Genomic DNA, 23510 nt, shown 5'->3' with positions numbered 1-23510 from the left:
GCTGCTGGAATGATAAAAACCCGGACAGTGAACACTTCCGGGTTTTTTATTGCCAGTCTGAAATGTATATCGCCTGGACAGGCCTCTTCGCGAGCAAGCCCGCTCCCACAGTGATATTTGGTGTGGCTTGAATTTATGTACAGTGCAAAACCCTGTGGGAGCGGGCTTGCTCGCGAAGAGGCCATTTGCAACACCACATCTTTCACTGAAGGAATGAAACCACCTTCCCCGCCGCAGCCGCCAAATGCTGCTCATGGCTAAACCCCGAAGCCTTCAACGGCTTCAAGTCATGATCCCCCGCCACCAGCCAGAACACCTCGATACCCGGTGATAGCGCGTACCCCTCGACCGCCTCCCGATTGCCCAGCGCATCGCGTTCACCTTGCACGATCAAGGTTCGCGTCTTCAGTCCGGCCAAATGCTCAACCCGCGGCTTCTCCGGTTTACCCACGGCATAAAACGGATACCCCAGGCACACCAGCGCATCCGCGCCCAACTCATCAGCCAGCAAACTGGCCATGCGACCGCCCATGGACTTGCCGCCGATGGCCAGCGGCTCAGTGACATGACGTCGCACCTGGGCATACACCCCGCGCCAGCACTCCAGCAGTTTCGGCGCCGGGTTCGGCGGGCGTTTGCCGCCATCGAGGCGCCGCTGCGCCATATAGGGAAACTCGAAGCGCAACACGTTGAGGCCTTGCGCGGCGAGGCGTGCAGCCATGTCGCTCATCCAGTCGCTGTCCATCGGTGCGCCGGCGCCATGGGCGAGGATCAGCGTCGCGGCAGCCTTGCCAGCGGCGGCGTTCCACAACCATCCATGATCCCGCACGCACTGCGCCCATTGATCCCCGTCAATACCGGCATTGTGCCCTTTGTCCATGCTTGCCTCGCTTTTAGTCTGCCTATAACTCCGGCCGAAGGGTGCGCTGCCTTGCGCGAGTGCGCTCACTTCGGCTGAACCGTGGATGGGGAACCATGAACACTTCTATCAGTACCGCCTACAACTACAAGGTGGTCCGCCAATTCGCCATTATGACGGTGGTGTGGGGCATCGTCGGCATGGGGCTCGGGGTTTTTCTCGCTGCCCAGTTGGTCTGGCCCGAACTCAACTTCAATTTGCCGTGGACCAGCTTCGGCCGCTTGCGCCCGCTGCACACCAACGCGGTGATCTTCGCCTTCGGCGGCTGCGCACTGTTCGCCAGTTCGTTTTATTCAGTACAACGTACCTGCCAGACCCGGCTGTTCGCACCGAAAATCGCCGCGTTCTGTTTCTGGGGCTGGCAGTTGGTGATTCTGTTGGCGGCCATCAGCCTGCCGCTGGGCTACACCAGTTCCAAGGAATACGCCGAACTGGAATGGCCGATCGACATCCTGATCACCATTGTCTGGGTCGCCTACGCCATCGTGTTCTTCGGCACGATCATGCAGCGCAAGACCAAGCACATCTATGTCGGTAACTGGTTCTTCGGTGCGTTCATCATCACCGTGGCGATCCTGCACATCGTCAACAACATGGAATTGCCGGTCAGCTTCACCAAGTCCTACTCGCTGTACTCCGGTGCCACCGACGCGATGGTGCAATGGTGGTACGGGCACAACGCCGTAGGCTTTTTCCTCACCGCCGGTTTCCTCGGGATGATGTACTACTTCGTGCCGAAACAGGCCGAGCGTCCGGTGTACTCCTATCGCCTGTCGATCGTGCACTTCTGGGCGCTGATTACCCTGTACATCTGGGCAGGCCCCCACCACTTGCACTACACCGCGCTGCCGGACTGGGCGCAGTCGCTGGGCATGGTGATGTCGCTGATCCTGCTGGCGCCGAGCTGGGGCGGGATGATCAACGGCATGATGACCCTGTCGGGCGCCTGGCATAAGTTGCGCAGCGACCCGGTCCTGCGCTTCCTCGTGGTGTCGCTGGCGTTCTACGGCATGTCGACCTTCGAAGGGCCGATGATGGCGATCAAGACGGTCAACGCCCTCTCCCACTACACCGACTGGACCATCGGCCACGTACACGCGGGTGCCTTGGGCTGGGTGGCGATGATCTCCATCGGCGCGCTGTACCACATGATCCCGAAAGTCTTCGGCCGCGAGCAGATGCACAGCATCGGCCTGATCAACGCGCACTTCTGGCTCGCCACCATCGGCACCGTGCTCTACATCGCCTCGATGTGGGTCAACGGCATCGCCCAGGGCCTGATGTGGCGTGCGGTGAACGAAGACGGCACGCTGACCTACTCCTTCGTCGAAACCCTGGTGGCCAGCCACCCAGGCTTCGTCGTGCGGTTGGTGGGCGGCGCGATCTTCCTCAGCGGCATGTTCCTGATGGCCTACAACACCTGGCGCACCGTGCGGGCCTCGCAGCCTGCCGAAGTCGCCGCTGCCGCGCAGATGGCCTGAGGAGTCCGCCATGAAACACGAAACTATCGAGAAAAACGTCGGCCTGTTGCTGCTGCTGATGATCCTGGCGGTGAGCATCGGCGGCCTGACCCAGATCGTCCCGCTGTTCTTCCAGGACGTGACCAACAAACCGGTGGAAGGCATGAAGCCCTACACCGCACTGCAACTGGAAGGTCGCGACATCTACATCCGCGAAGGCTGCGTCGGCTGCCACTCACAGATGATCCGGCCGTTCCGCGCCGAGACCGAACGCTACGGTCACTACTCGGTGGCCGGTGAAAGCGTGTGGGATCACCCCTTCCTGTGGGGCTCTAAACGCACCGGACCGGACCTGGCGCGGGTCGGCGCGCGCTACTCGGATGACTGGCACCGCGCGCACTTGTACAACCCGCGCAATGTCGTGCCGGAGTCAAAGATGCCGGCCTACCCGTGGCTGGTGGCCAATCAGCTCGACAGCAGTCATACCGAAACCAAGATCAAGGCCATGCGCACCCTGGGCGTGCCGTACACCGACGAGGACATTACCGGGGCCGTCGCTTCCCTCAAGGGCAAGAGCGAGATGGATGCACTGGTCGCCTACCTGCAAGTGCTCGGCACTGCCATCAAGAGCAAGAGGTGAGCAATGTTTGAATTGAGCACTGGAATGATCCGCGGCCTCGGCACCGTCGTGGTGTTCGTGGCCTTCGTCGGCCTGACGTTGTGGGTATTCAACGGCAAGCGCGGCCCGGCATTCGCCGAAGCGCGCCTGCTGCCCTTCGCCGACGAGCCACAACCCGACATCACTGAAGAATCAGCAACAAGGAGTACCCGGCCATGACCACCTTCTGGAGTACGTGGATCTGCGTACTGACCATCGGCAGCCTGATCGGCCTGACCTGGTTGCTGCTCAGCACCCGCAAGGGCGAAACCAAGGGCAGTGTCGACCAGACCATGGGCCACAGCTTCGACGGCATCGAGGAGTACGACAACCCGCTGCCGCAATGGTGGTTCATGCTGTTCGTTGGCACCCTGGTGTTTGCCGTCGGCTACCTGATCCTTTATCCCGGCCTGGGCAACTGGAAAGGCATCCTCCCCGGCTACGAAAACGGCTGGACCGGGGTGCATGAATGGGAAAAGGAAATGGCCAAGGCTGACACGAAGTTCGGACCGATTTTCGCCAAATTCGCGGCGATGCCCGTGGAAGAAGTGGCCAAGGACCCGCAGGCACTGAAAATGGGCGGCCGCCTGTTTGCCTCCAACTGTTCGGTGTGCCACGGCTCGGACGCCAAGGGTGCATTCGGCTTCCCCAACCTGGCCGACAGCGACTGGCGCTGGGGCGCCAGCGCAGAAACCATCAAGACCACCATCATGGGTGGCCGGATGGCGATGATGCCGGCCTGGGGTGAAGTCCTGGGTGAGGAAGGTGTGAAAAACGTCGCCGCTTATGTGCGCCATGATCTGGCCGGCCTGCCGCTGCCCGCCGACAGCAAAGTCGACCTGCAAGCCGGACAGCAAGCCTTCAGCACCACCTGCGTCGCCTGCCATGGCGCAAACGGCCAGGGCACTGAAGCCATGGGCGCGCCGAACCTGACGCACCCGGCCGGCTTCATTTACGGTACAAGCCTGACGCAGCTTGAGCAGACGATTCGGCATGGTCGCCAGGGCCATATGCCGGCGCAGAACGAACTGCTGGGCAATGACAAGGTGCAATTGCTGGCCGCGTATGTGTACAGCCTGTCCCACGGTTTGAATACCGAGCGCCTGCAGGCTGAAGACAACCGCAAATAAATCCCGACCGCTCTGCTGCCGCATTCTCCCGGATGCGGCAGTTCCCTGCCCCTTTGCGACCCATTGTCGCACCCTCCCGCAGACTTTCTTTCGGATCACCGGATTCGGGTCTAAGCTTCCCCCGATGCGGACTGGCCGGTGCCGGTTCCAGGTCGACCCTGAACGATGTGTTCGACGAATCTGCCCGATGAACAGGCCGCAAAGGCTGGTAGATACCGGCTGTCGCGCCAGTTGCCTCCGGTCAGCCAAACGTTGCGTTTGAACACACCCCGTTACATCCGACCTGACCCCCTCGCCTGATCAGTCCGCCGGGACGTTTTGCCCGCGGGCAAATTTGTCCTTACGCGGCGCATGGAAAGGCCGCAGAATCAGCTTTTGAAAGCATTGACCCAGGTCATGGCGCGTTGCAATGACCCCTTGCTTTCTCCATACTTGCGGCCGATTTTTAATCCTAATAAAACACCCAAACCGTGGAACCTTAGAATGAGCACAGCAATCAGTCCGACTGCTTATAACTATAAGGTAGTCCGCCAGTTCGCCATCATGACGGTGGTCTGGGGGATCCTTGGCATGGGGCTCGGTGTCTTCATTGCCTCGCAACTGGTCTGGCCGGAGTTGAACTTCGGTCTGGCATGGACGAGCTTTGGACGCCTGCGCCCGCTGCACACCAACCTGGTGATTTTCGCCTTCGGTGGATGTGCACTGTTTGCCACTTCTTATTACGTCGTGCAGCGAACCTGCCAAACGCGACTGATTTCCGACAGCCTCGCCGCCTTCACCTTCTGGGGATGGCAAGCGGTGATCGTCGGCGCGATCATTACCTTGCCGATGGGTTTCACTACCACCAAGGAATACGCGGAACTGGAATGGCCCCTGGCTATTCTGCTGGCCATTGTCTGGGTCACCTACGGCCTGGTGTTCTTCGGCACCATCGTCAAGCGCAAGACCAAGCACATTTATGTGGGTAACTGGTTCTACGGCGCGTTCATCGTCGTGACCGCGATGCTGCACATCGTCAACCACATGTCGCTGCCGGTCAGCCTGTTCAAGTCCTACTCGGCCTACTCGGGTGCGACGGACGCGATGATCCAGTGGTGGTACGGCCACAACGCCGTGGGTTTCTTCCTGACCACCGGCTTCCTGGGCATGATGTACTACTTCGTGCCGAAACAGGCCGAACGCCCGATCTACTCCTATCGCCTGTCGATCGTGCACTTCTGGGCGCTGATCACCCTGTACATCTGGGCAGGTCCGCACCACCTGCACTACACCGCACTGCCGGACTGGGCTCAGTCCCTGGGCATGGCGATGTCGATCATCCTGCTGGCGCCAAGCTGGGGCGGCATGATCAACGGCATGATGACCCTGTCGGGCGCCTGGCATAAGCTGCGCACCGACCCGATCCTGCGCTTCCTGGTCGTCTCCCTGGCGTTCTACGGCATGTCGACCTTCGAAGGGCCGATGATGGCGATCAAGACCGTGAACTCCCTGTCGCACTACACCGACTGGACCATCGGCCACGTACACGCCGGCGCGTTGGGCTGGGTTGCAATGATCTCGATCGGCGCGGTCTACCACATGATCCCGAAACTGTTCGGTCGTGCGCAGATGCACAGCACCGGCCTGATCAACACCCACTTCTGGCTCGCGACCATCGGTACCGTGCTCTACATCGCTTCGATGTGGGTCAACGGCATCACCCAGGGCCTGATGTGGCGTGCAATCAACGATGACGGCACCCTCACCTACTCGTTCGTCGAAGCGCTGCAAGCCAGCCACCCGGGCTTCATCGTCCGTGCCCTGGGCGGTGCGTTCTTCGCCACCGGCATGCTGTTCATGGCCTACAACGTATTCCGTACCGTACGCGCCTCGAACCCGGCTGAAGCCAAAGCCGCCGAACAGATTGCCGTAGTTGGAGCTCACTGATGAAGCATGAAGCAGTCGAGAAGAATATTGGCCTGCTGGCCTTCTTCATGGTCATCGCCGTCAGCATCGGCGGCCTGACCCAGATCGTTCCGCTGTTTTTCCAGGATGTCACCAACAAGCCGGTCGAGGGCATGAAGCCCCGCACCGCCCTTGAACTGGAAGGCCGGGACGTTTATATCGCCAACGGTTGTGTCGGCTGCCACTCGCAGATGATCCGTCCGTTCCGTGCTGAAACCGAACGCTACGGCCACTACTCGGTCGCCGGTGAAAGCGTCTGGGACCACCCGTTCCTGTGGGGTTCCAAGCGGACCGGTCCGGACCTGGCCCGTGTCGGCGGTCGTTACTCCGATGACTGGCAGCGTGCGCACCTGTACAACCCGCGCAACGTAGTGCCCGAGTCGAAAATGCCGGCCTACCCGTTCCTCGTGGAAAACAAGCTCGACGGCAAAGACACCGCCAAGAAAATGGAAGTCTTGCGCACGCTCGGCGTCCCTTACACCGACGAAGACATCGCCGGCGCCAAGGATGCTGTGAAGGGCAAAACCGAAATGGACGCGCTGGTGGCCTATCTGCAGGGCCTGGGCACCATCATCAAAAGCAAACGGTGATCTGGATGGATATCGGGATGATTCGTGGCCTGGGCACCGTTGTCGTGATGGTGGCCTTCATCGGACTGGCACTGTGGGTGTTCAGTCCCAAGCGCAAGTCGGAGTTTGAAGACGCTACCTTGCTGCCTTTCGCGGATGATCCCGAAGCCATCAAGCACGTCGAGCAAGCTTCTAGGAGTAACAAAGAATGACTACATTCTGGAGTCTGTACGTCACAGTCCTCAGTCTCGGCACCATCTTCGCCCTGACCTGGCTGCTGCTGTCCACCCGCAAGGGTCAGCGCGCCGAGCAAACCGACGAGACGGTTGGTCACTCCTTCGACGGGATCGAGGAGTACGACAACCCGTTGCCGAAATGGTGGTTCATGCTGTTCGTGGGCACCATCATCTTCGCCCTCGGCTACCTGGTGCTGTACCCGGGCCTGGGCAACTGGAAAGGCCTGCTGCCGGGTTACAACTACCTCGATAACGAGAAGCAGACCGCGTTCGCCAACGGCCAGACCGGCTGGACCGGCGTTCACGAGTGGGAAAAGGAAATGGCCAGGTCGGACGCCAAGTTCGGTCCGATCTTCGCCAAGTTCGCGGCCATGCCAATCGAAGAAGTGGCCAAGGACCCGCAAGCCCTGAAGATGGGTGGCCGCCTGTTCGCCTCCAACTGCTCGGTTTGCCACGGTTCCGACGCCAAGGGCGCCTATGGCTTCCCGAACCTGACCGACGCCGACTGGCGCTGGGGCGGCGAGCCGGAAACCATCAAGACCACCATCATGGGCGGCCGTCACGCGGTGATGCCTGCGTGGGCTGAAGTGATTGGCGAGCAAGGCGTGGCCGACGTGGCCGCGTTTGTCCTGACCAACCTCGATGGCCGCAAGCTTCCGGAAGGCGCCAAGGCCGACCCGGTTGCCGGGCAGAAACTGTTCGCTACCAACTGCGTGGCGTGCCACGGTCCGGAAGGCAAAGGCACCCCGGCGATGGGCGCACCTAACCTGACTCACCCGGCAGCGTTCATCTACGGTTCGAGCTTCGCTCAACTGCAGCAGACCATCCGTTACGGCCGTCAGGGCCAGATGCCTGCGCAAGAGCAGCTGCAAGGTAACGACAAGGTTCACCTGCTGGCCGCTTACGTCTACAGCCTGTCTCACGGCGAGAAGGCAGCGGACGCCGAGTAAGGCAAACGCTTGAAGCAACAAAAAAGGGCCCCGCCAATGTGAATTGGCGGGGCCCTTTTGTTTGTTCGGCAGTGTCCAATGGTTTCGACCAATGGTAATGCCCGGCACCTACTTCGAGGTTGTCGATCGCCGCACACAGTAGTAACGCTTCTACCCGTGGACCGAATGACCGGCGACATGCGCAAAACCGTCCATAATTCTCAAGTCAATTGATTCAAGTCATTACACCATCAAATGATTTTGCCAAACGTGACCAAAGGTCGCACCCGCAGGCTAGAGCGAGAGGCGTATCATTGCGCCACTGCAACACTCCTTTTTGACCGCGGTCGGCACGTACTGACCGAGGCATTTTTCCACTGCCGTGGGATGCAATGATGAGCAACCAGATTCCGGTACACGACGTCACTCCACCCACAAAGAATGCGAACAATAGCGTCGACCTCTACGCCTCCAGGGAAAAAATCTACACCCGCGCCTTCACCGGCCTGTTTCGCAACCTGCGGATGACCGGCGGAGCCCTGTTGTTCCTGCTGTATTTCGGCACTGTATGGCTGGACTGGGGCGGTCACCAGGCCGTGTGGTGGAACCTGCCGGAGCGCAAGTTCTTCATTTTCGGCGCCACCTTCTGGCCCCAGGACTTCATTCTGCTGTCCGGCATGTTGATCATCGCCGCCTTCGGCCTGTTCTTCATTACCGTGTACGCCGGACGGGTCTGGTGCGGTTATACCTGCCCGCAAAGCGTCTGGACCTGGATCTTCATGTGGTGCGAAAAAGTCACCGAAGGTGACCGCAACCAACGCATCAAGCTCGACAAGGCGCCCATGAGCGCCAACAAGCTCCTGCGCAAACTCAGCAAGCACACCATGTGGCTGTTGATCGGTTTCGTCACCGGCATGACCTTCGTCGGCTACTTCTCGCCGATCCGCGAACTGGTGTTCGAATTCTTCACCGGCCAGGCGGATGGCTGGTCGTACTTCTGGGTCGGGTTCTTCACTCTCGCCACTTACGGCAACGCCGGCTGGTTGCGCGAACAGGTGTGCATCTACATGTGCCCGTACGCACGCTTCCAGAGCGTGATGTTCGACAAGGACACCCTGATCGTTTCCTACGACCCGCGCCGTGGCGAAGGCCGTGGCCCGCGTAAAAAAGGCATCGACTACAAGGCCCAGGGCCTGGGTGACTGCATCGATTGCACCATGTGCGTCCAGGTCTGCCCGACGGGTATCGATATCCGCGACGGCCTGCAAATCGAATGCATCGGTTGCGCCGCCTGCATCGATGCCTGCGACGCCATCATGGACAAGATGGATTACCCGCGCGGGCTGATCAGCTACACCACCGAGCACAACCTGTCCGGGCAGAAAACCCATAAACTGCGTCCGCGCCTGATTGGCTATGCCATTGTGCTGCTGGCGATGATCAGCTTGCTGGTGACGGCATTCTTCATGCGTGCGCTGGTGGGCTTCGATGTCAGCAAGGACCGCGTGCTGTACCGCGAGAACGCCGAAGGGCGGATCGAAAACGTCTACAGCCTGAAAATCATGAACAAGGACCAGCGCGACCATACCTACCTGCTCGAAGCCTCCGGCCTGCCGGATCTCAAATTGCAGGGTCGACGCGAGATCAAGGTCGCGGCCGGCGAGATCGTCAGCCAGCCTGCCGAACTGTCCGTCGCACCGGAAAAACTGCCGTCGAGCACCAACGAGGTGAAATTCATCCTCAAGGACGCCGATGACGACAGCGTCCGCATTGAAGCCAAGAGCCGGTTCATCGGCCCACAGAATCGTTGAGAGAACTGAACATGCCCGCAGCAACTGCCGCAAGTCCCTGGTACAAGCACCTCTGGCCGTGGATCATCATCGGGATCCTGGCCTGCTCGGTGACCCTGACCTTGTCCATGGTGACCATCGCGGTGAAGAACCCGGACAACCTGGTCAACGACAACTACTACGAGGCCGGCAAAGGCATCAACCGCTCCCTCGACCGCGAGCTGCTGGCCCAGACCCTGAAAATGCGCGCCAGCGTTCATCTCGACGGCATGACCGGCGAGGTTGACCTGCGCCTGAGCGGTGACAGTCAGCCCGGCACCCTGGAGCTGAACCTGATCTCGCCGACCCAGCCGGAAAAGGATCGCAAGATCACCCTGACCCGCAGCGAAACCGAACAGGGCCGCTACATCGGCCAGTTGGGCGACAAGGTCGAAGGCCGGCGTTTTGTCGAATTGCTCGGCACCCAGGACGAGCACATCTGGCGCATGTTCGAAGAAGAAATGGTCAGCCATGACAAGGACCTGCTGCTGGGTGACGAACCGCTGCAAGGTGCCGAAGACCTGTAGGAGCTGCCGAAGGCTCGGGCCGCGTTCGGACGATCTTTTGATCTTGCATTTTAATCAATCCAGAAAGATCGCAGCCTCGTTTCACTCGTCAGCTCCTACGGAATATTTGATGACTACCCCAACCCCCTGCTACCACTGCGCGCTCCCCGTCCCGGCCGGCAGCCGCTTCACCGCTGCGGTCCTGGGGCAAACCCGCGAATTCTGCTGCCCGGGTTGCCAGGCCGTGGCCGAGGCCATTGTTGCCGGCGGCCTGGAAAGCTATTACCAGCACCGCAGCGAAGCTTCGGCCAACCCCGAAGCGTTGCCGGTGCAACTGGTGGACGAACTGGCGCTGTACGACCGTGCCGATGTCCAGCAACCCTTCGTTCGCCACGACGGTGAACTCGCCGAAACCACACTATTGATGGAAGGCATCAGTTGCGCGGCTTGCGGCTGGCTGATCGAAAAACACCTGCGCACCTTGCCGGCGGTGGACGAAGCGCGCCTGAACCTGTCCAACCATCGCCTGCACGTGCGCTGGGCCGACGGGCAATTGCCGCTGAGCCAGATCCTCAGCGAGCTGCGCCACATCGGTTACGCCGCACACCCGTATCAGGCCGACCAAGCCTGCGAACAACTGGCCAGCGAAAACCGCCTGGCCCTGCGCCAGCTCGGCGTGGCCGGGTTGCTGTGGTTCCAGGCGATGATGGCAACCATGGCCACCTGGCCTGAATTCAACATCGACCTCAGCCCGGAACTGCACACTATCCTGCGTTGGGTCGCGCTGTTCCTCACCACCCCGATTGTGTTCTACAGCTGCGCGCCGTTCTTCAAAGGCGCCATGCGCGATCTGCGCACCCGTCACCTGACCATGGACGTTTCGGTGTCGCTGGCCATCGGCAGCGCCTACATTGCCGGGATCTGGACCTCGATCACCGGGGTCGGCGAATTGTATTTCGATGCCGTCGGCATGTTTGCCCTGTTCCTGCTGGCCGGGCGTTATCTGGAACGCCGCGCCCGCGAACGCACCGCCGCCGCCACCGCACAGCTTGTTAATCTGCTGCCCGCCTCGTGCCTGCGATTGACAGCCGATGGCCAGAGCGAACGCATTCTGCTCAGTGAATTGCGTATTGGCGATCAGGTGCTGGTTCATCCGGGCGCCATTCTCCCGGCTGACGGCAAGATCCTCGACGGCCAGTCGAGTGTCGACGAGTCGCTGCTGACCGGCGAATACCTGCCGCAACCCCGTACCCTGGGCGACGCGGTCACCGCTGGCACAATGAACGTCGAAGGCGCACTGACCGTCGAGGTCCAGGCCCTGGGCCAGGACACTCGCCTCTCGGCCATCGTTCGCCTGCTCGATCGTGCCCAGGCCGAAAAGCCGCGCCTGGCGGAAATCGCCGACCGCGCCGCGCAATGGTTCCTGCTGTTGTCGCTGATCGCAGCTGCCGCGATTGGCCTGTTGTGGTGGCAACTGGACCCATCGCGGGCCTTCTGGATCGTGCTGGCGATGCTCGTGGCGACCTGCCCGTGCGCCTTGTCGCTGGCCACGCCGACCGCCCTCACCGCTGCCACCGGCACACTGCACAAACTCGGTCTGTTGCTGACCCGTGGTCATGTGCTGGAAGGCCTGAACCAGATCGACACAGTGATTTTCGACAAGACCGGCACCCTCACCGAAGGTCGCCTGGCGTTACGCTCGATCCGCCCCCTCGGAGCGCTCGACAGCGATCAATGCCTGGGCCTCGCCGCCGCCCTGGAAAACCGCTCCGAGCACCCGATTGCCCGCGCTTTCGGTCGTGCGCCGATGGCTGCCGAAGAAGTCCACGGCACACCGGGCCTTGGCCTGGAGGGGCTGGTTGACGGGCGCCGCCTGCGCATCGGCCAACCGCGTTTCGTCTGCGAACTCAGCGGCGCCGTGGTGCCGTCGATGCCCGAAGAAGCCGGCCAATGGCTGCTGCTTGGCGACAGCCAGGGACCGCTGGCCTGGCTGGTCCTCGATGATCGCTTGCGGGCCGATGCGCCCGCGCTGTTGGCCGCGTGCAAGGCGCGGGGCTGGCGCACGCTGTTGTTGTCCGGCGACAGCTCGCCGATGGTCGCCAGCGTGGCGGCGGAACTCGGTATCGATGAAGCCCGTGGCGGCTTGCGTCCGGACGATAAACTGCAGGTCCTGCAACAACTGCACAAGGAAGGTCGCAAGGTGTTGATGCTCGGGGACGGGGTCAATGACGTGCCGGTGCTGGCGGCTGCGGATATCAGCGTCGCCATGGGCTCGGCCACCGACCTGGCGAAAACCAGTGCCGATGCCGTGTTGCTGTCCAACCGCCTCGACGCGCTGGTACAAGCCTTCAGCCTGGCGCGGCGCACCCGTCGGGTCATTATCGAGAACCTGTTGTGGGCCGGGCTGTACAATGGCCTCATGTTGCCCTTCGCCGCCCTCGGCTGGATCACGCCGGTATGGGCGGCGGTGGGCATGTCGATCAGTTCGTTGACCGTGGTGTTGAACGCGCTGCGCCTGACTCGCATGCCGAGCGCGCCCGCCGCCAGCACCACGCCAGAAACCCGCCCGCTGCCGGCCTGAGCCGCGCGGGCATGGAGTCCAGATGCCTGCTCTATACGTGATGATCCCCGCTGCATTGCTGATCGTGGCCATCGCCGTCTATATCTTCTTCTGGGCGGTGGACAGCGGTCAGTACGACGACCTCGACGGCCCGGCCCACAGCATCCTGTTCGACGACCAGGACCCGAACCACACCGCCGCCGTCGATGAGGCCAGCGGCCAACCGGCCAAAACGGACGACAAGGCCCCGCCCCATGCTTGAATTGGCGCCTCTGCTGGTGTCTGCGGTGATCCTCGGCTTGCTCGGCGGCGGCCATTGCCTGGGCATGTGCGGCGGCTTGATGGGCGCGCTGACCCTGGCGATTCCCAAGGAACAACGCAGCCGGCGCTTTCGCCTGCTGCTGGCCTACAACCTGGGACGGATCCTGAGCTATGCCTGCGCCGGACTGTTGATCGGTCTGGCCGGATGGGCCGTGGCCAGCAGCCCGGCGGCGATGTTCCTGCGTATTCTCGCCGGGTTGCTGCTGATTGCCATGGGCCTGTACCTGGCCGGCTGGTGGAGCGGCCTGACCCGTATCGAAAGCCTCGGTCGCGGCCTGTGGCGGCATATCCAGCCAGTCGCCAACCGCTTGCTTCCGGTGTCGAACGTTCCCCGTGCGTTGTTGTTGGGCGCGCTCTGGGGCTGGCTGCCGTGCGGTCTGGTCTACAGCACTTTGCTATGGTCGGCCAGCCAGGGCAACGCACTGGACAGTGCCTTGTTGATGTTCGCGTTCGGGCTCGGCACCTGGCCGGTTTTGCTGGCGACCGGCCTGGCTGCAGAGCGCGTCACCGCAGTGTTGCGCAAGCGCAGTGTGCGGATGGCGGGCGGATTGCTGGTGATGCTGTTCGGTCTCTGGACACTGCCGGGGCCGCATCAGCATTGGTTGATGGGGCACTAGAAGCAAAAGATCGCAGCCTTCGGCAGCTCCTACAGGTGTACGCGACCCATGTAGGAGCTGCCGCAGGCTGCGATCTTTTGATCTTGATGTAAATCAAGATGCCCCACCCCGCCTTCGCATAAAGTGGCTGACACTGCCAGCCTATCCGGGGGGAATGCCCGCATGATGCTCGACGCCATTCGTTGGGACACCGATCTGATCCGCCGTTATGACCTGGCGGGACCACGCTACACCTCGTATCCGACCGCCGTGCAATTCAGCAGCCAGATCGGCACCTTCGACCTGTTCCATGCCCTGCGCGACAGCCGCAAGGCCCAACGCCCGTTGTCGCTGTACGTGCACGTGCCGTTCTGCGCGAACATTTGCTATTACTGCGCCTGCAACAAGGTCATCACCAAGGATCGCGGGCGGGCTCAGCCATATTTGCAGCGCCTGGAACAGGAAATCCAGTTGATCGCCTGCCACCTCGACCCTACGCAGAAAGTCGAGCAACTGCACTTCGGTGGCGGCACGCCGACCTTTCTCAGCCACGACGAACTGCGGCAGTTGATGGCGCATTTGCGCAAACACTTCAATTTGCTGGACGACGACTCCGGCGACTACGGCATCGAGATCGACCCGCGCGAGGCCGACTGGTCGACCATGGGCCTGCTGCGCGAACTGGGTTTCAACCGGGTCAGCATCGGCCTGCAAGACCTCGACCCGGCGGTGCAACGCGCAGTCAATCGCCTGCAAAGCCTGGAAGAAACCCGCGCGGTGATCGATGCCGCCCGTACCTTGCAGTTTCGTTCGATCAATATCGACCTGATCTACGGCCTGCCGAGACAGACACCGGAGAATTTCGCCCGCACCGTCGAAGAGGTCATCAACCTGCAACCGGACCGGTTATCGGTGTTCAACTACGCCCACTTGCCGGAACGCTTCATGCCCCAACGGCGCATCAACAGCAATGAACTGCCGACACCCGCGCAGAAACTGGAAATGCTGCAGCGCACCATCGAGCAACTGACCGGCGCCGGCTATCGCTACATCGGCATGGACCACTTCGCCCTGCCCGACGATGAACTGGCGATTGCCCAGGAAGAATCGACCCTGCAACGCAATTTCCAGGGCTACACCACCCATGGTCATTGCGATCTGATCGGCCTCGGCGTGTCGGCGATCAGCCAGATTGGTGACCTGTACTGCCAGAACAGCAGCGACCTGACCGAGTATCAGAACGTCCTTGCCACGTCACAACTGGCCACCAGCCGCGGCCTGCTGTGCAATGCCGATGACCGGCTGCGGCGTGCGGTCATCCAGCAACTGATCTGCAATTTCAGCCTGGAATTTTCCGCGATCGAACAGGCCTTCAACATCGATTTCCAAGGCTACTTCGGCGATCTTTGGCCGCAATTGCAAGACATGGCCAAAGACGGGCTGATCGAACTCGATCGCGACCGGATCACCATCCTGCCCGCCGGGCGACTGTTGGTGCGCTCGGTGTGCATGGTGTTCGACGCGTATCTGGAACAACACAGCCGCCAGCGCTTTTCGCGGGTAATCTAATTCTGCAAGCAAGCGCCTCAGACTGGCCTCGATATCCTATGGTGAGTTACCCTTACGTCTTATGTGTGATTTCCCACAAGGATTGAAGAAATGTCCGAGCCAGTAAAACTGCGCGCTCATAATCAAGCCCATTGCAAGGATTGCAGCCTGGCCCCTCTTTGCCTGCCACTTTCGCTGAATCTGGAAGACATGGATGCGCTGGACGAAATCGTCAAACGCGGCCGGCCGCTGAAAAAAGGCGAGTTTCTCTTTCGCCAGGGCGATACCTTCGATTCTGTCTACGCAGTCCGTTCTGGCGCCCTCAAGACCTTCAGCCTGAGCGACAGTGGTGAAGAACAGCTCACCGGCTTCCACCTGCCCAGCGAACTGGTCGGCCTGTCGGGCATGGACACCGAAAAGCACCCGGTATCGGCACAAGCCCTGGAAACCACCTCGGTGTGTGAAATCCCTTTCGAACGCCTCGACGAACTGGCCCTGCAATTGCCGCAGTTGCGCCGTCAGCTGATGCGGGTGATGAGTCGCGAGATCCGTGACGACCAGCAGATGATGCTGCTGTTGTCGAAAAAGACCGCCGACGAACGCATCGCCACCTTCCTGGTCAACCTCTCGGCACGTTTCCGCGCCCGGGGTTTTTCCGCCAATCAGTTCCGCCTGAGCATGTCGCGCAACGAAATCGGCAACTACCTGGGCCTGGCAGTGGAAACCGTGTCCCGGGTCTTTACCCGTTTCCAGCAAAACGAACTGATTGCGGCAGAAGGCAAGGAAATCCGGATTATCGACCCGATCCAGCTGTGCGCTCTGGCCGGTGGCTCACTGGAAGGCTGAAACAAAACGTTGCGGCTGAGCGAAAGGGTTCAGCCGCCGTTATACTTCGCCGTTTGCAGCCCTGCCAGGACACCACGATGGTCTTCGACTCCTTCGACATCAAATCCCTCATCCGCCCTGTCATCGACTTCCCGAAACCGGGTGTGATCTTTCGCGACATCACCCCGCTGTTCCAGTCGCCCACGGCCCTGCGCCTGGTGATGGACAGCTTCGCCCACCGTTACGTCGAGGCTGACTTCACCCACATCGGCGCGATGGACGCCCGTGGCTTCCTGATCGGTTCGGTACTGGCGTATCAGTTGAACAAGCCGTTGGTGCTGTTCCGCAAGCAAGGCAAGTTGCCAGCTGACGTACTGGCCGAGGGCTATGCGACCGAATACGGCGAAGCCTTCCTGGAAGTGCATGCCGACAGCCTGTGCGAAGGGGATTCGGTGGTGATGTTCGATGACCTGATCGCCACCGGCGGCACGCTGATCGCCGCCGCCAACCTGATCCGCCGCATGGGCGCCCGGGTGCATGAAGCGGCGGCGATTATCGATCTGCCGGAGCTGGGTGGCTCGCAGCGCCTGGAAGACATGGGCATTCCTACGTTCTGCCTGACGCAGTTTGCGTTGACTGATAAGTAACAAAGATCAAAAGATCGCAGCCTTCGGCAGCTCCTACATTGGGATGGCTTTGATCCTGTAGGAGCTGCCGAAGGCTGCGATCTTTTGCATTACAGCCCCATCTGCTTGCTGATGATTTCGTTCATCACTTCCCGCGTCCCGCCGCCAATCGACAGGATCCGGTTGTCGCGGTACAGCCGCTCCACCAGACTCTCGCGCATATAACCCAGCCCACCGAGTATCTGCACCGCATCGTTCACGATTCGGTCTGCGGTATCCGTCGCAAAATTCTTGGCCATGGAAATCTCCTTGATCACGCCCTGCCCCGCCGCCATCTTCGCCGCCTGGCGGTAGGTGAATTCCCGGGACACCTCCAGCGCGGTCGCCATCTCGGCGAGGCGATGCTTGATCACCTGAAACTTGCCGATCGGTTTGCCAAAAGCTTCGCGCTGGCGCGCCCACTTCAGGCTCTCTTCCAGCGCCAGTTGTGCGGTCATGTTGGCCATCAACGCCAGGGCCAGGCGCTCGCTCTGGAAATTGCCCATGATGCAGGCAAAGCCCATGTTCTCGGCACCGATCAGGTTTCCTACAGGCACTCGGCAATCATCGAAGAACAACTCAGCGGTGTCTGACGCCCACCAGCCCATTTTCTTCAGCTGCCGTCCTACGGTGAAACCTGGCGTGCCCTTCTCGATCAGCAACAGGCTGATGCCACCGAAACCTGGCTCGCCCGTTCGCACCGCAACCGTATAGAAATCCGCACGCACACCGCTGGTGATAAAAGTCTTGCTGCCACTGACCCGATAGAAATCGCCGTCGCGCACAGCACGGGTTTGCAGGTTGGCGACGTCGGAGCCGCCCCCGGGCTCAGTGATTGCCAGGGCGCTGATCTTCTCTCCCGACAGCACCTGGGGCAGCACACGATCCCGTACATCGGGCCGGGCCCACTTGAGGATGGGCGGCAAGCCGATATCCAGCGACCCCAGGCCGGCAACCAGCCCGCCAGAGCCACAGCGCATCAACTCTTCACTGGCGGCAACCTTGGCGAACAGATCTCCTTCGTGGCTGCCTCCGTAAGCCTCCGGGTAGCCAATGCCGAGAATCCCCGCGGCGCCGGCCTTGAGGTAGAGTTCGCGAGGAAAACTTTCGGCCTCTTCCCACTGCTCGATATCAGGAAGAATCTCGCGCTCGACGAAACGTCTGACGCTGTCGCGGACCAATTGGTGGCTGGGGTCGAAGTATTCCTGAAAGGCAGACATCGGCGAGCTCCACTGAAGGGGTCAGTGAAGTTAACCGAGCGCTTGCTTGGTTTACAAGAGACAGATAGAAGATCAAAAGATCGCAGCCTGCGGCAGCTCCTACAGGGGATCGGTGTCTTTCTGTAGGAGCTGCCGCAGGCTGCGATCTTTTCGGCTTGATGCGATTACAACGAAATCGGCTTACGCCCCGCAAACGAATGCGCCAGCGTCCCGCCATCCACCAGCTCCAGCTCGCCACCCAGCGGTACGCCGTGGGCGATGCGCGAGGCGATCAGGCCTTTACTGCTGAGCAATTGGGCGATGTAGTGCGCCGTGGCTTCACCTTCCACGGTCGGGTTGGTGGCCAGGATGACTTCGGCGAACGTGCCGGCCTCTTCGATCCGCGCCATCAACTGGGGAATGCCGATGGCTTCCGGCCCCAAGCCGTCGAGCGGCGACAGATGGCCCTTGAGCACGAAATAGCGCCCGCGAAAACCGGTCTGCTCCACGGCATAGACGTCCATCGGCCCTTCCACCACGCAGAGCAAGGTGTCGTCGCGACGGGTATCGGCGCATTGCGGGCACAGGTCATCTTCCGTCAGCGTACGGCACAAGCGGCAGTGACCGACCCCTTCCATGGCCTGGCTCAGGGCCAGCGCCAGGCGCGAGCCGCCGCTGCGATCACGCTCGAGCAACTGCAACGCCATGCGCTGGGCGGTTTTCTGACCCACGCCTGGCAAAATTCGCAGGGCGTCGATCAGTTGGCGAATCAAAGGGCTGAAGCTCATGGTGGAAAAGTCCGACAAAACAACGAGACGCGGTTTATACCCGCGCCTCGGTTGAGCGTCAAATTGCAGCGTGAATTACTCAGTCCCGGGAAACCCGGACCACCAGTTTGCCGAAGTTGCGCCCTTCCAGCAGGCCGATGAACGCATCGGGCGCCTGTTCCAGGCCATCGACCACATCTTCGCGGAACTTCACCTTGCCATCGCGTACCCAGGGCGCCATGGCACTGAGGAATTCCGGCTGGCGATCACCATAGTCATCGAACACGATGAAGCCCTGGATGCGCACTCGCTTGGTCAATAGTGTGCGCTGCAACAGTGGCAGGCGATCCGGGCCGCTCGGCGCCTCATGGGCGTTATAGGAAGCGATCAAGCCACACAGCGGAATCCGTGCCTTGGGATTGAGCAACGGCACCACGGCGTCGAATACCTTGCCGCCGACGTTTTCATAATAAATGTCGATGCCCTTGGGACAGGCTTGCGCCAGTTCGTCGGCAAAGTCCGCGCTCCTGTGGTCGATGCAGGCGTCGAAGCCCAGCTCGTCGACCACATAACGGCACTTGTCCGCCCCACCCGCCACACCCACCACGCGCAGCCCCTTGATCTTCGCCACCTGGCCGACCACCGAGCCCACCGCGCCGGACGCCGCTGCAACCACCAGGGTTTCGCCGGCCTTCGGCTGACCGATGTCCATCAAGCCCATGTACGCGGTCATGCCCGGCATACCCAGTACCCCAAGGGCCATCGAAGGGCTTGGCAGCGTGGGAATAGGAATGATGCTGCGACCGTCATTGATGCTGTGGCTTTGCCAGCCGGTGGCACCGACCACCAGATCACCTTCCTGAAACTTCGGATTGAGCGAGCGCTCGACCCGGCTGACAGCGCCCCCGGTCATGACTTCGCCGATTTCCACCGGCGCGGCGTAGGAAGGCGCGTCACTCATACGTCCGCGCATATACGGGTCCAGCGACAGGAAAATGGTCTTGAGCAGCACCTGACCATCGGCCAGGTCCGGCAGTGCCACCCGTTCCATGCGGAAGTTTTCCGGCGTTGGCGCGCCCACCGGGCGAGAGGCCAGGACAATACGTTGATTGAGGGTCATGGGGTCGGACATGGCAGCGTCTCCTGTGATCGATGAGGTTCAGTGATATAGGGAGCAGACCTTTGTGGCGGTATGGCGTTCGATGTTTATTCAGGTGAACCGAGGCGACTTCTTCGCGGGCAAGCCCGCTCCCACAAGATTTGCGGCGTTCACAAAACCTGTGGGAGCGGGCTTGCCCGCGATGGCGGCATGTCAGCCACACATATCTGTCAGCCAGAAACAAAAATGCCAGGCGCTATGCCTGGCATTTTTGTAACTCATCTGCCGCCTGAAGGCGAATCAGAATGGCAGCTTCATGCCCGGCGGCAGTTGCATGCCGGCAGTCATGCTGCCCATCTTGTCCTGGCTGTTGGCTTCGATCTTGCGCACGGCATCGTTGACCGCGGAGGCGATGACCGCTTCGAGCATTTCCTTGTCGTCTTCGCTCATGCCTTCGACCAGGCTCGGGTCGATGGTCACGCTCTTGACGTCATGACGACCGGTCATCACCACGGTGACCATATCGCCACCGGCCTTACCGGTGACTTCGGCGTTGGCCAGTTCTTCCTGCATCTTGGCCATTTTTTCCTGCATCTGCTGCGCCTGCTTCATCAGGCCGGCCATGCCACCTTTCATCATGGTAATCACCTCAAAAGTACTTGGATTAAAACAGCGCCCGGCCCATGCGGCCGGGCGCCTTCAGTTATTAGCCCTGAGTGACCAGGGCGTCGACAGGTTCAATAGTATCGTTACGGACCACCGCACCGAACTGCTGCATCATTTGCTGGATGAACGGATCACCGTGGATCGATTCCTCCGCCTCGCGCTGACGGTTGGCGCGGCGGCGCGAAGCCGCTTGTGCCGGGGTTTCCTGCTCGGGCTTGATCAGCTCGATGCTCAGGGTCAGCGTGCGCTGGTGATACTGGTTCAGCGCATCGTTGAGACGGCGCTGTTGCGTGGCGTTGAACAAGGCACTGTGGGCCGGGTCCAGGTGCATCAGCCAATTGTCGCCATCCACCGCGATCAGCGTGCAGTTGGCGGCGATGCTGCCGGTCATGCCGGAGATCGGCAATTTCGGGAACAGTTCCAGCCATTGCAGGGCCAGGCCGGTAGCCGGCATTGCCGCGGGCTCGGGTTCGGGCTCCGGAGCCGGGTCGGCGGCGTGCTCGCTGGCCAGTTCGTCGAGGTAGCTGTAGGCCGAATCCATGTCCGGCTCGATGTAATCCTCGTCCAGCGGCGGTTCGTCATCCAGGTCCATGCCCGGCGTCGCGGCATCGACGGTGGCCACCGAGGGTTCCGGGATCGGCGCGGCGGCCCATTCCGGAGCGTCCGGCACCACACTGTCCGGCGTCGGCAACGGCATCGGCGGCAATTCGGGTTGTTCGCTGGCGGTTTCCAGCACCGGCTCCACCGCCGGTTGCTGAATGGGCGCCGGCTCGACCGGGTCATTCCACGGCAGGTCGACCACCTCTTCGACCACGGCCACTTCAACCACAGGCGCAGGCGCTGGTTCCGGCGCAGGTTCTGGCACAACGACCGGCACAACCGGTTCCGGTTCCGGTTCCGGTGCAGGCGCTGGGGCTGCCACTGGCGCAGGCGCAACGGCCGCAGCGACTACCGGCGCAACAACCGGCGCGGCAGCCACTGAGTTTGCGGAATCAACTGTGGCCTGGCTGATCCCCACTGGCTTTAGCGGTTGCCTCGGGGCATCCGCGGTGTCTGCGGGCCGGAACGCCAGCATCCGCAGCAACACCATTTCAAAACCACCCCGGGGATCCGGCGCCAGCGGCAGGTCGCGGCGACCGATCAGGCCCATCTGGTAGTAGAACTGCACGTCTTCGGCCGGCAACGCCTGGGCCAGCGCCAGCACCCGGTCACGGTCGCCGTGACCGTTGTCGACACCTTCCGGCAGGGCCTGGGCGATGGCAACGCGGTGCAGCACATTGAGAATTTCCGAAAGCACGCCGTTCCAGTCCGGGCCTTGCTCGGCCAGGTGGCGGACGGCTTCGAGCAACGCCTTGGCATCGCCTTCGATCAACGCATGCAGCACGTCGTAGACCTGCCCGTGATCGAGGGTCCCGAGCATCGCCCGCACGTCGGCGGCCATGACCTTGCCTTCACCGAAGGCAATCGCCTGGTCGGTCAGGCTCATGGCATCACGCATCGACCCGTCGGCGGCACGGCCCAGCAACCACAGCGCATCGTCTTCGAACGGCACGTTCTCGACGCCCAGTACGTGGGTCAAATGCTCGACCACGCGTTCCGGCGTCATGTTCTTCAGGGAGAACTGCAGGCACCGCGACAGAATCGTTGCAGGAAGTTTCTGCGGGTCAGTGGTCGCCAGGATGAACTTGACGTAGGGGGGCGGCTCTTCAAGGGTTTTGAGCAGGGCGTTGAAGGAATGGCTCGAGAGCATATGCACTTCGTCGATCAGGTAGACCTTGAAGCGCCCACGGCTCGGGGCGTACTGCACGTTGTCGAGCAATTCGCGGGTATCTTCGACCTTGGTGCGGCTCGCGGCGTCGATCTCGATCAGGTCGACAAAGCGGCCTTCGTCGATTTCGCGACACACCGAACACTCGCCACAGGGGGTTGAAGTGATACCTGTCTCGCAGTTAAGGCATTTGGCAATGATCCGCGCGATGGTGGTCTTGCCGACCCCACGGGTACCGGTGAAGAGGTAGGCGTGGTGCAGCCGCTGGCTGTCCAAGGCATTGATCAGAGCCTTGAGCACATGGGTCTGGCCGACCATTTCGCGGAACGAGCGCGGGCGCCATTTACGTGCAAGAACCTGATAACTCATCGAAAACCGTCGCAGCGAAGGAAGCAGAAGCGGCTAATGCTAGCGGAGCAAGGGACAAATTGCATCCGGTGCGCTCGTGTATTGTGGCTAAGCTGCACATCGGGGGCTATTAACGGAGTGTTTATGCGGCTGGCCTTGGGGGCATTGCTGTTGATCAGCCTGGACGGCGTGGCTGCGCAAGCACCGCTGCGCTTCGTGATACCCGACAGCTGGAGCATGCCCATGGTGCAGCTTGAACGGGGCAAACCGACCCAGGGCATCCTGTATGACATGATGCTCAGCCTCGCGACCCAGGTCGGCGTACCGGCCGAATTCCATGTATTGCCGCGCCGGCGCATACAAAGTGCCATGGAGCAAGGCGAGGTCGATGTCCGCTGTTATGTCACGCAATCGTGGCTGCCCGATCAGCCTGATGATTATCTCTGGAGCATCCCGCTCTTCACTCAACCGGACGTGTTGATCACCCTGCATGCGCCGCCCGGCGCGGTCAAACCCGCCGACTTGCCGCAACAGTCCATTGGCACCGTGCTGGGCTACAACTACCCGACCCTGCAGCCGCTGTTCGACACCGGCCAACTGCAGCGCGACGACGCACGCAATCAGGAACAAGTGCTGGAAAAGCTCCTGGCCGGCCGCAATCACTATGCCGTCAGCAATCAATGGAGCCTGGACTGGTTCAATCACCGCCTGTTGCCGGAGCAGCAACTGCAGGGCGTGGCAGTGCTGCAGGAAAACCATATCGGTTGCTACGTTCGCAACGACCCGAAGATCCCGGTGCAGAGCATCCTGCGCACCCTGGGGCGGATGAAGATGTCCGGGGAGATCGATGCGATTGTTCGGCTGTATATCGGTGGCGAGCCTGCGGCTGTGGATAAACCGCAAACGACAAAAAACCGCCCCGGACAAGATCCTGGCAGCTAGCGAAAGTCTGATTTCAGAAAGATAAC

Annotated in this window: 23 protein-coding genes; 17 read left to right on the top strand and 6 right to left on the bottom strand. The window is 61.3% G+C overall.

The features are described 5' to 3' along the window. Positions 1-202: 202 nt before the first annotated feature. Positions 203-880: an alpha/beta family hydrolase gene (locus tag ASD95_RS12155; RefSeq protein WP_056721975.1), complete on the bottom strand. Its 678-nt coding sequence runs from the start codon at positions 878-880 to the stop codon at positions 203-205. 95 nt (positions 881-975) lie between these two features. Here ASD95_RS12155 and ccoN (ASD95_RS12150) point away from each other — a divergent pair, with 95 nt between their 5' ends. The 16 genes from ccoN (ASD95_RS12150) to ASD95_RS12075 all read left to right on the top strand — a co-directional run bounded on the left by ccoN (ASD95_RS12150) (position 976) and on the right by ASD95_RS12075 (position 16677). Further along, positions 976-2400: a cytochrome-c oxidase, cbb3-type subunit I gene (gene ccoN, locus ASD95_RS12150; RefSeq protein ID WP_056721973.1), complete on the top strand. Its 1425-nt coding sequence runs from the start codon at positions 976-978 to the stop codon at positions 2398-2400. 10 nt (positions 2401-2410) lie between these two features. Then, entirely contained in the window at positions 2411-3019 is a 609-nt protein-coding gene (ccoO, locus tag ASD95_RS12145) for a cytochrome-c oxidase, cbb3-type subunit II (protein WP_008020035.1), read from the top strand. A 3-nt stretch (positions 3020-3022) separates the two neighbouring features. Next, on the top strand, positions 3023-3217 hold the full coding sequence (locus ASD95_RS12140; RefSeq protein WP_056721971.1) for a cbb3-type cytochrome oxidase subunit 3: 195 nt from the start codon (positions 3023-3025) through the stop codon (positions 3215-3217). After that, the gene (ccoP, locus tag ASD95_RS12135; protein ID WP_056721969.1) at positions 3214-4167 is read left to right on the top strand and encodes a cytochrome-c oxidase, cbb3-type subunit III; all 954 of its coding nucleotides are present in this window, start codon (positions 3214-3216) and stop codon (positions 4165-4167) included. Before ASD95_RS12140 ends, ccoP (ASD95_RS12135) begins: the two co-directional genes overlap by 4 nt. A 483-nt stretch (positions 4168-4650) precedes the next feature. Continuing rightward, positions 4651-6093 (top strand): cytochrome-c oxidase, cbb3-type subunit I, encoded by a 1443-nt coding sequence (ccoN, locus tag ASD95_RS12130; RefSeq protein ID WP_056721968.1) that lies wholly within the window; start codon positions 4651-4653, stop codon positions 6091-6093. Beyond that, positions 6093-6701, top strand: a complete 609-nt coding sequence (gene ccoO / locus ASD95_RS12125; protein WP_009042961.1) for a cytochrome-c oxidase, cbb3-type subunit II — start codon at positions 6093-6095, stop codon at positions 6699-6701. The genes ccoN (ASD95_RS12130) and ccoO (ASD95_RS12125) overlap by 1 nt, the downstream gene beginning before the upstream one ends. A gap of 5 nt (positions 6702-6706) precedes the next feature. Next, positions 6707-6892 (top strand): CcoQ/FixQ family Cbb3-type cytochrome c oxidase assembly chaperone, encoded by a 186-nt coding sequence (locus tag ASD95_RS12120; RefSeq protein WP_003175465.1) that lies wholly within the window; start codon positions 6707-6709, stop codon positions 6890-6892. Beyond that, positions 6889-7866: a cytochrome-c oxidase, cbb3-type subunit III gene (gene ccoP, locus ASD95_RS12115; RefSeq protein WP_056721967.1), complete on the top strand. Its 978-nt coding sequence runs from the start codon at positions 6889-6891 to the stop codon at positions 7864-7866. The genes ASD95_RS12120 and ccoP (ASD95_RS12115) overlap by 4 nt, the downstream gene beginning before the upstream one ends. 374 nt (positions 7867-8240) lie before the next feature. Beyond that, positions 8241-9656, top strand: coding sequence for a cytochrome c oxidase accessory protein CcoG (ccoG, locus tag ASD95_RS12110; protein ID WP_056721965.1), 1416 nt, complete (start codon positions 8241-8243; stop codon positions 9654-9656). Between the two features lie 11 nt (positions 9657-9667). Next, positions 9668-10201: a FixH family protein gene (locus ASD95_RS12105; protein ID WP_056721963.1), complete on the top strand. Its 534-nt coding sequence runs from the start codon at positions 9668-9670 to the stop codon at positions 10199-10201. Positions 10202-10310: 109 nt separating this feature from the next. Beyond that, positions 10311-12761: a heavy metal translocating P-type ATPase gene (locus ASD95_RS12100; RefSeq protein ID WP_056721960.1), complete on the top strand. Its 2451-nt coding sequence runs from the start codon at positions 10311-10313 to the stop codon at positions 12759-12761. Positions 12762-12783: 22 nt separating this feature from the next. Further along, positions 12784-13002 carry a cbb3-type cytochrome oxidase assembly protein CcoS gene (ccoS, locus tag ASD95_RS12095; protein WP_056721958.1) on the top strand — a complete coding sequence of 73 codons (219 nt, stop codon included), beginning with the start codon at positions 12784-12786 and terminating at the stop codon, positions 13000-13002. Beyond that, entirely contained in the window at positions 12995-13678 is a 684-nt protein-coding gene (locus tag ASD95_RS12090) for a sulfite exporter TauE/SafE family protein (RefSeq protein ID WP_056721957.1), read from the top strand. Before ccoS ends, ASD95_RS12090 begins: the two co-directional genes overlap by 8 nt. Positions 13679-13843: 165 nt before the next feature. Then, entirely contained in the window at positions 13844-15226 is a 1383-nt protein-coding gene (gene hemN / locus ASD95_RS12085) for an oxygen-independent coproporphyrinogen III oxidase (protein WP_056722304.1), read from the top strand. Between the two features lie 90 nt (positions 15227-15316). Then, positions 15317-16051, top strand: coding sequence for a fumarate/nitrate reduction transcriptional regulator Fnr (fnr, locus tag ASD95_RS12080; protein WP_056721956.1), 735 nt, complete (start codon positions 15317-15319; stop codon positions 16049-16051). Between the two features lie 77 nt (positions 16052-16128). Beyond that, positions 16129-16677, top strand: coding sequence for an adenine phosphoribosyltransferase (locus tag ASD95_RS12075; RefSeq protein WP_027921719.1), 549 nt, complete (start codon positions 16129-16131; stop codon positions 16675-16677). Between the two features lie 89 nt (positions 16678-16766). Here ASD95_RS12075 and ASD95_RS12070 read toward each other — a convergent pair whose 3' ends face one another. The 5 genes from ASD95_RS12070 to dnaX all read right to left on the bottom strand — a co-directional run bounded on the left by ASD95_RS12070 (position 16767) and on the right by dnaX (position 22563). Further along, a complete protein-coding gene (locus ASD95_RS12070) occupies positions 16767-17915 on the bottom strand; it encodes an acyl-CoA dehydrogenase family protein (RefSeq protein WP_056721954.1) in 1149 nt (382 codons plus the stop codon). 164 nt (positions 17916-18079) lie between these two features. Then, entirely contained in the window at positions 18080-18682 is a 603-nt protein-coding gene (gene recR / locus ASD95_RS12065; RefSeq protein ID WP_008050204.1) for a recombination mediator RecR, read from the bottom strand. 79 nt (positions 18683-18761) lie between these two features. Next, positions 18762-19793 carry an NADP-dependent oxidoreductase gene (locus tag ASD95_RS12060; RefSeq protein ID WP_056721952.1) on the bottom strand — a complete coding sequence of 344 codons (1032 nt, stop codon included), beginning with the start codon at positions 19791-19793 and terminating at the stop codon, positions 18762-18764. Between the two features lie 267 nt (positions 19794-20060). Then, a complete protein-coding gene (locus ASD95_RS12055) occupies positions 20061-20399 on the bottom strand; it encodes a YbaB/EbfC family nucleoid-associated protein (RefSeq protein WP_007971455.1) in 339 nt (112 codons plus the stop codon). 67 nt (positions 20400-20466) lie between these two features. Beyond that, entirely contained in the window at positions 20467-22563 is a 2097-nt protein-coding gene (gene dnaX / locus ASD95_RS12050; protein WP_056721950.1) for a DNA polymerase III subunit gamma/tau, read from the bottom strand. Positions 22564-22686: 123 nt separating this feature from the next. Here dnaX and ASD95_RS12045 point away from each other — a divergent pair, with 123 nt between their 5' ends. Beyond that, complete coding sequence (locus ASD95_RS12045; RefSeq protein ID WP_056721948.1) at positions 22687-23484, top strand: substrate-binding periplasmic protein; 798 nt, start codon at positions 22687-22689, stop codon at positions 23482-23484. Positions 23485-23510 lie beyond the last annotated feature (26 nt).

Source organism: Pseudomonas sp. Root71, assembly GCF_001429045.1.
Taxonomy (GTDB): domain Bacteria; phylum Pseudomonadota; class Gammaproteobacteria; order Pseudomonadales; family Pseudomonadaceae; genus Aquipseudomonas; species Aquipseudomonas monachiensis.
Note: the sequence above shows the minus strand (reverse complement) of the source record. Positions and strands in the feature narration are given on the sequence as shown.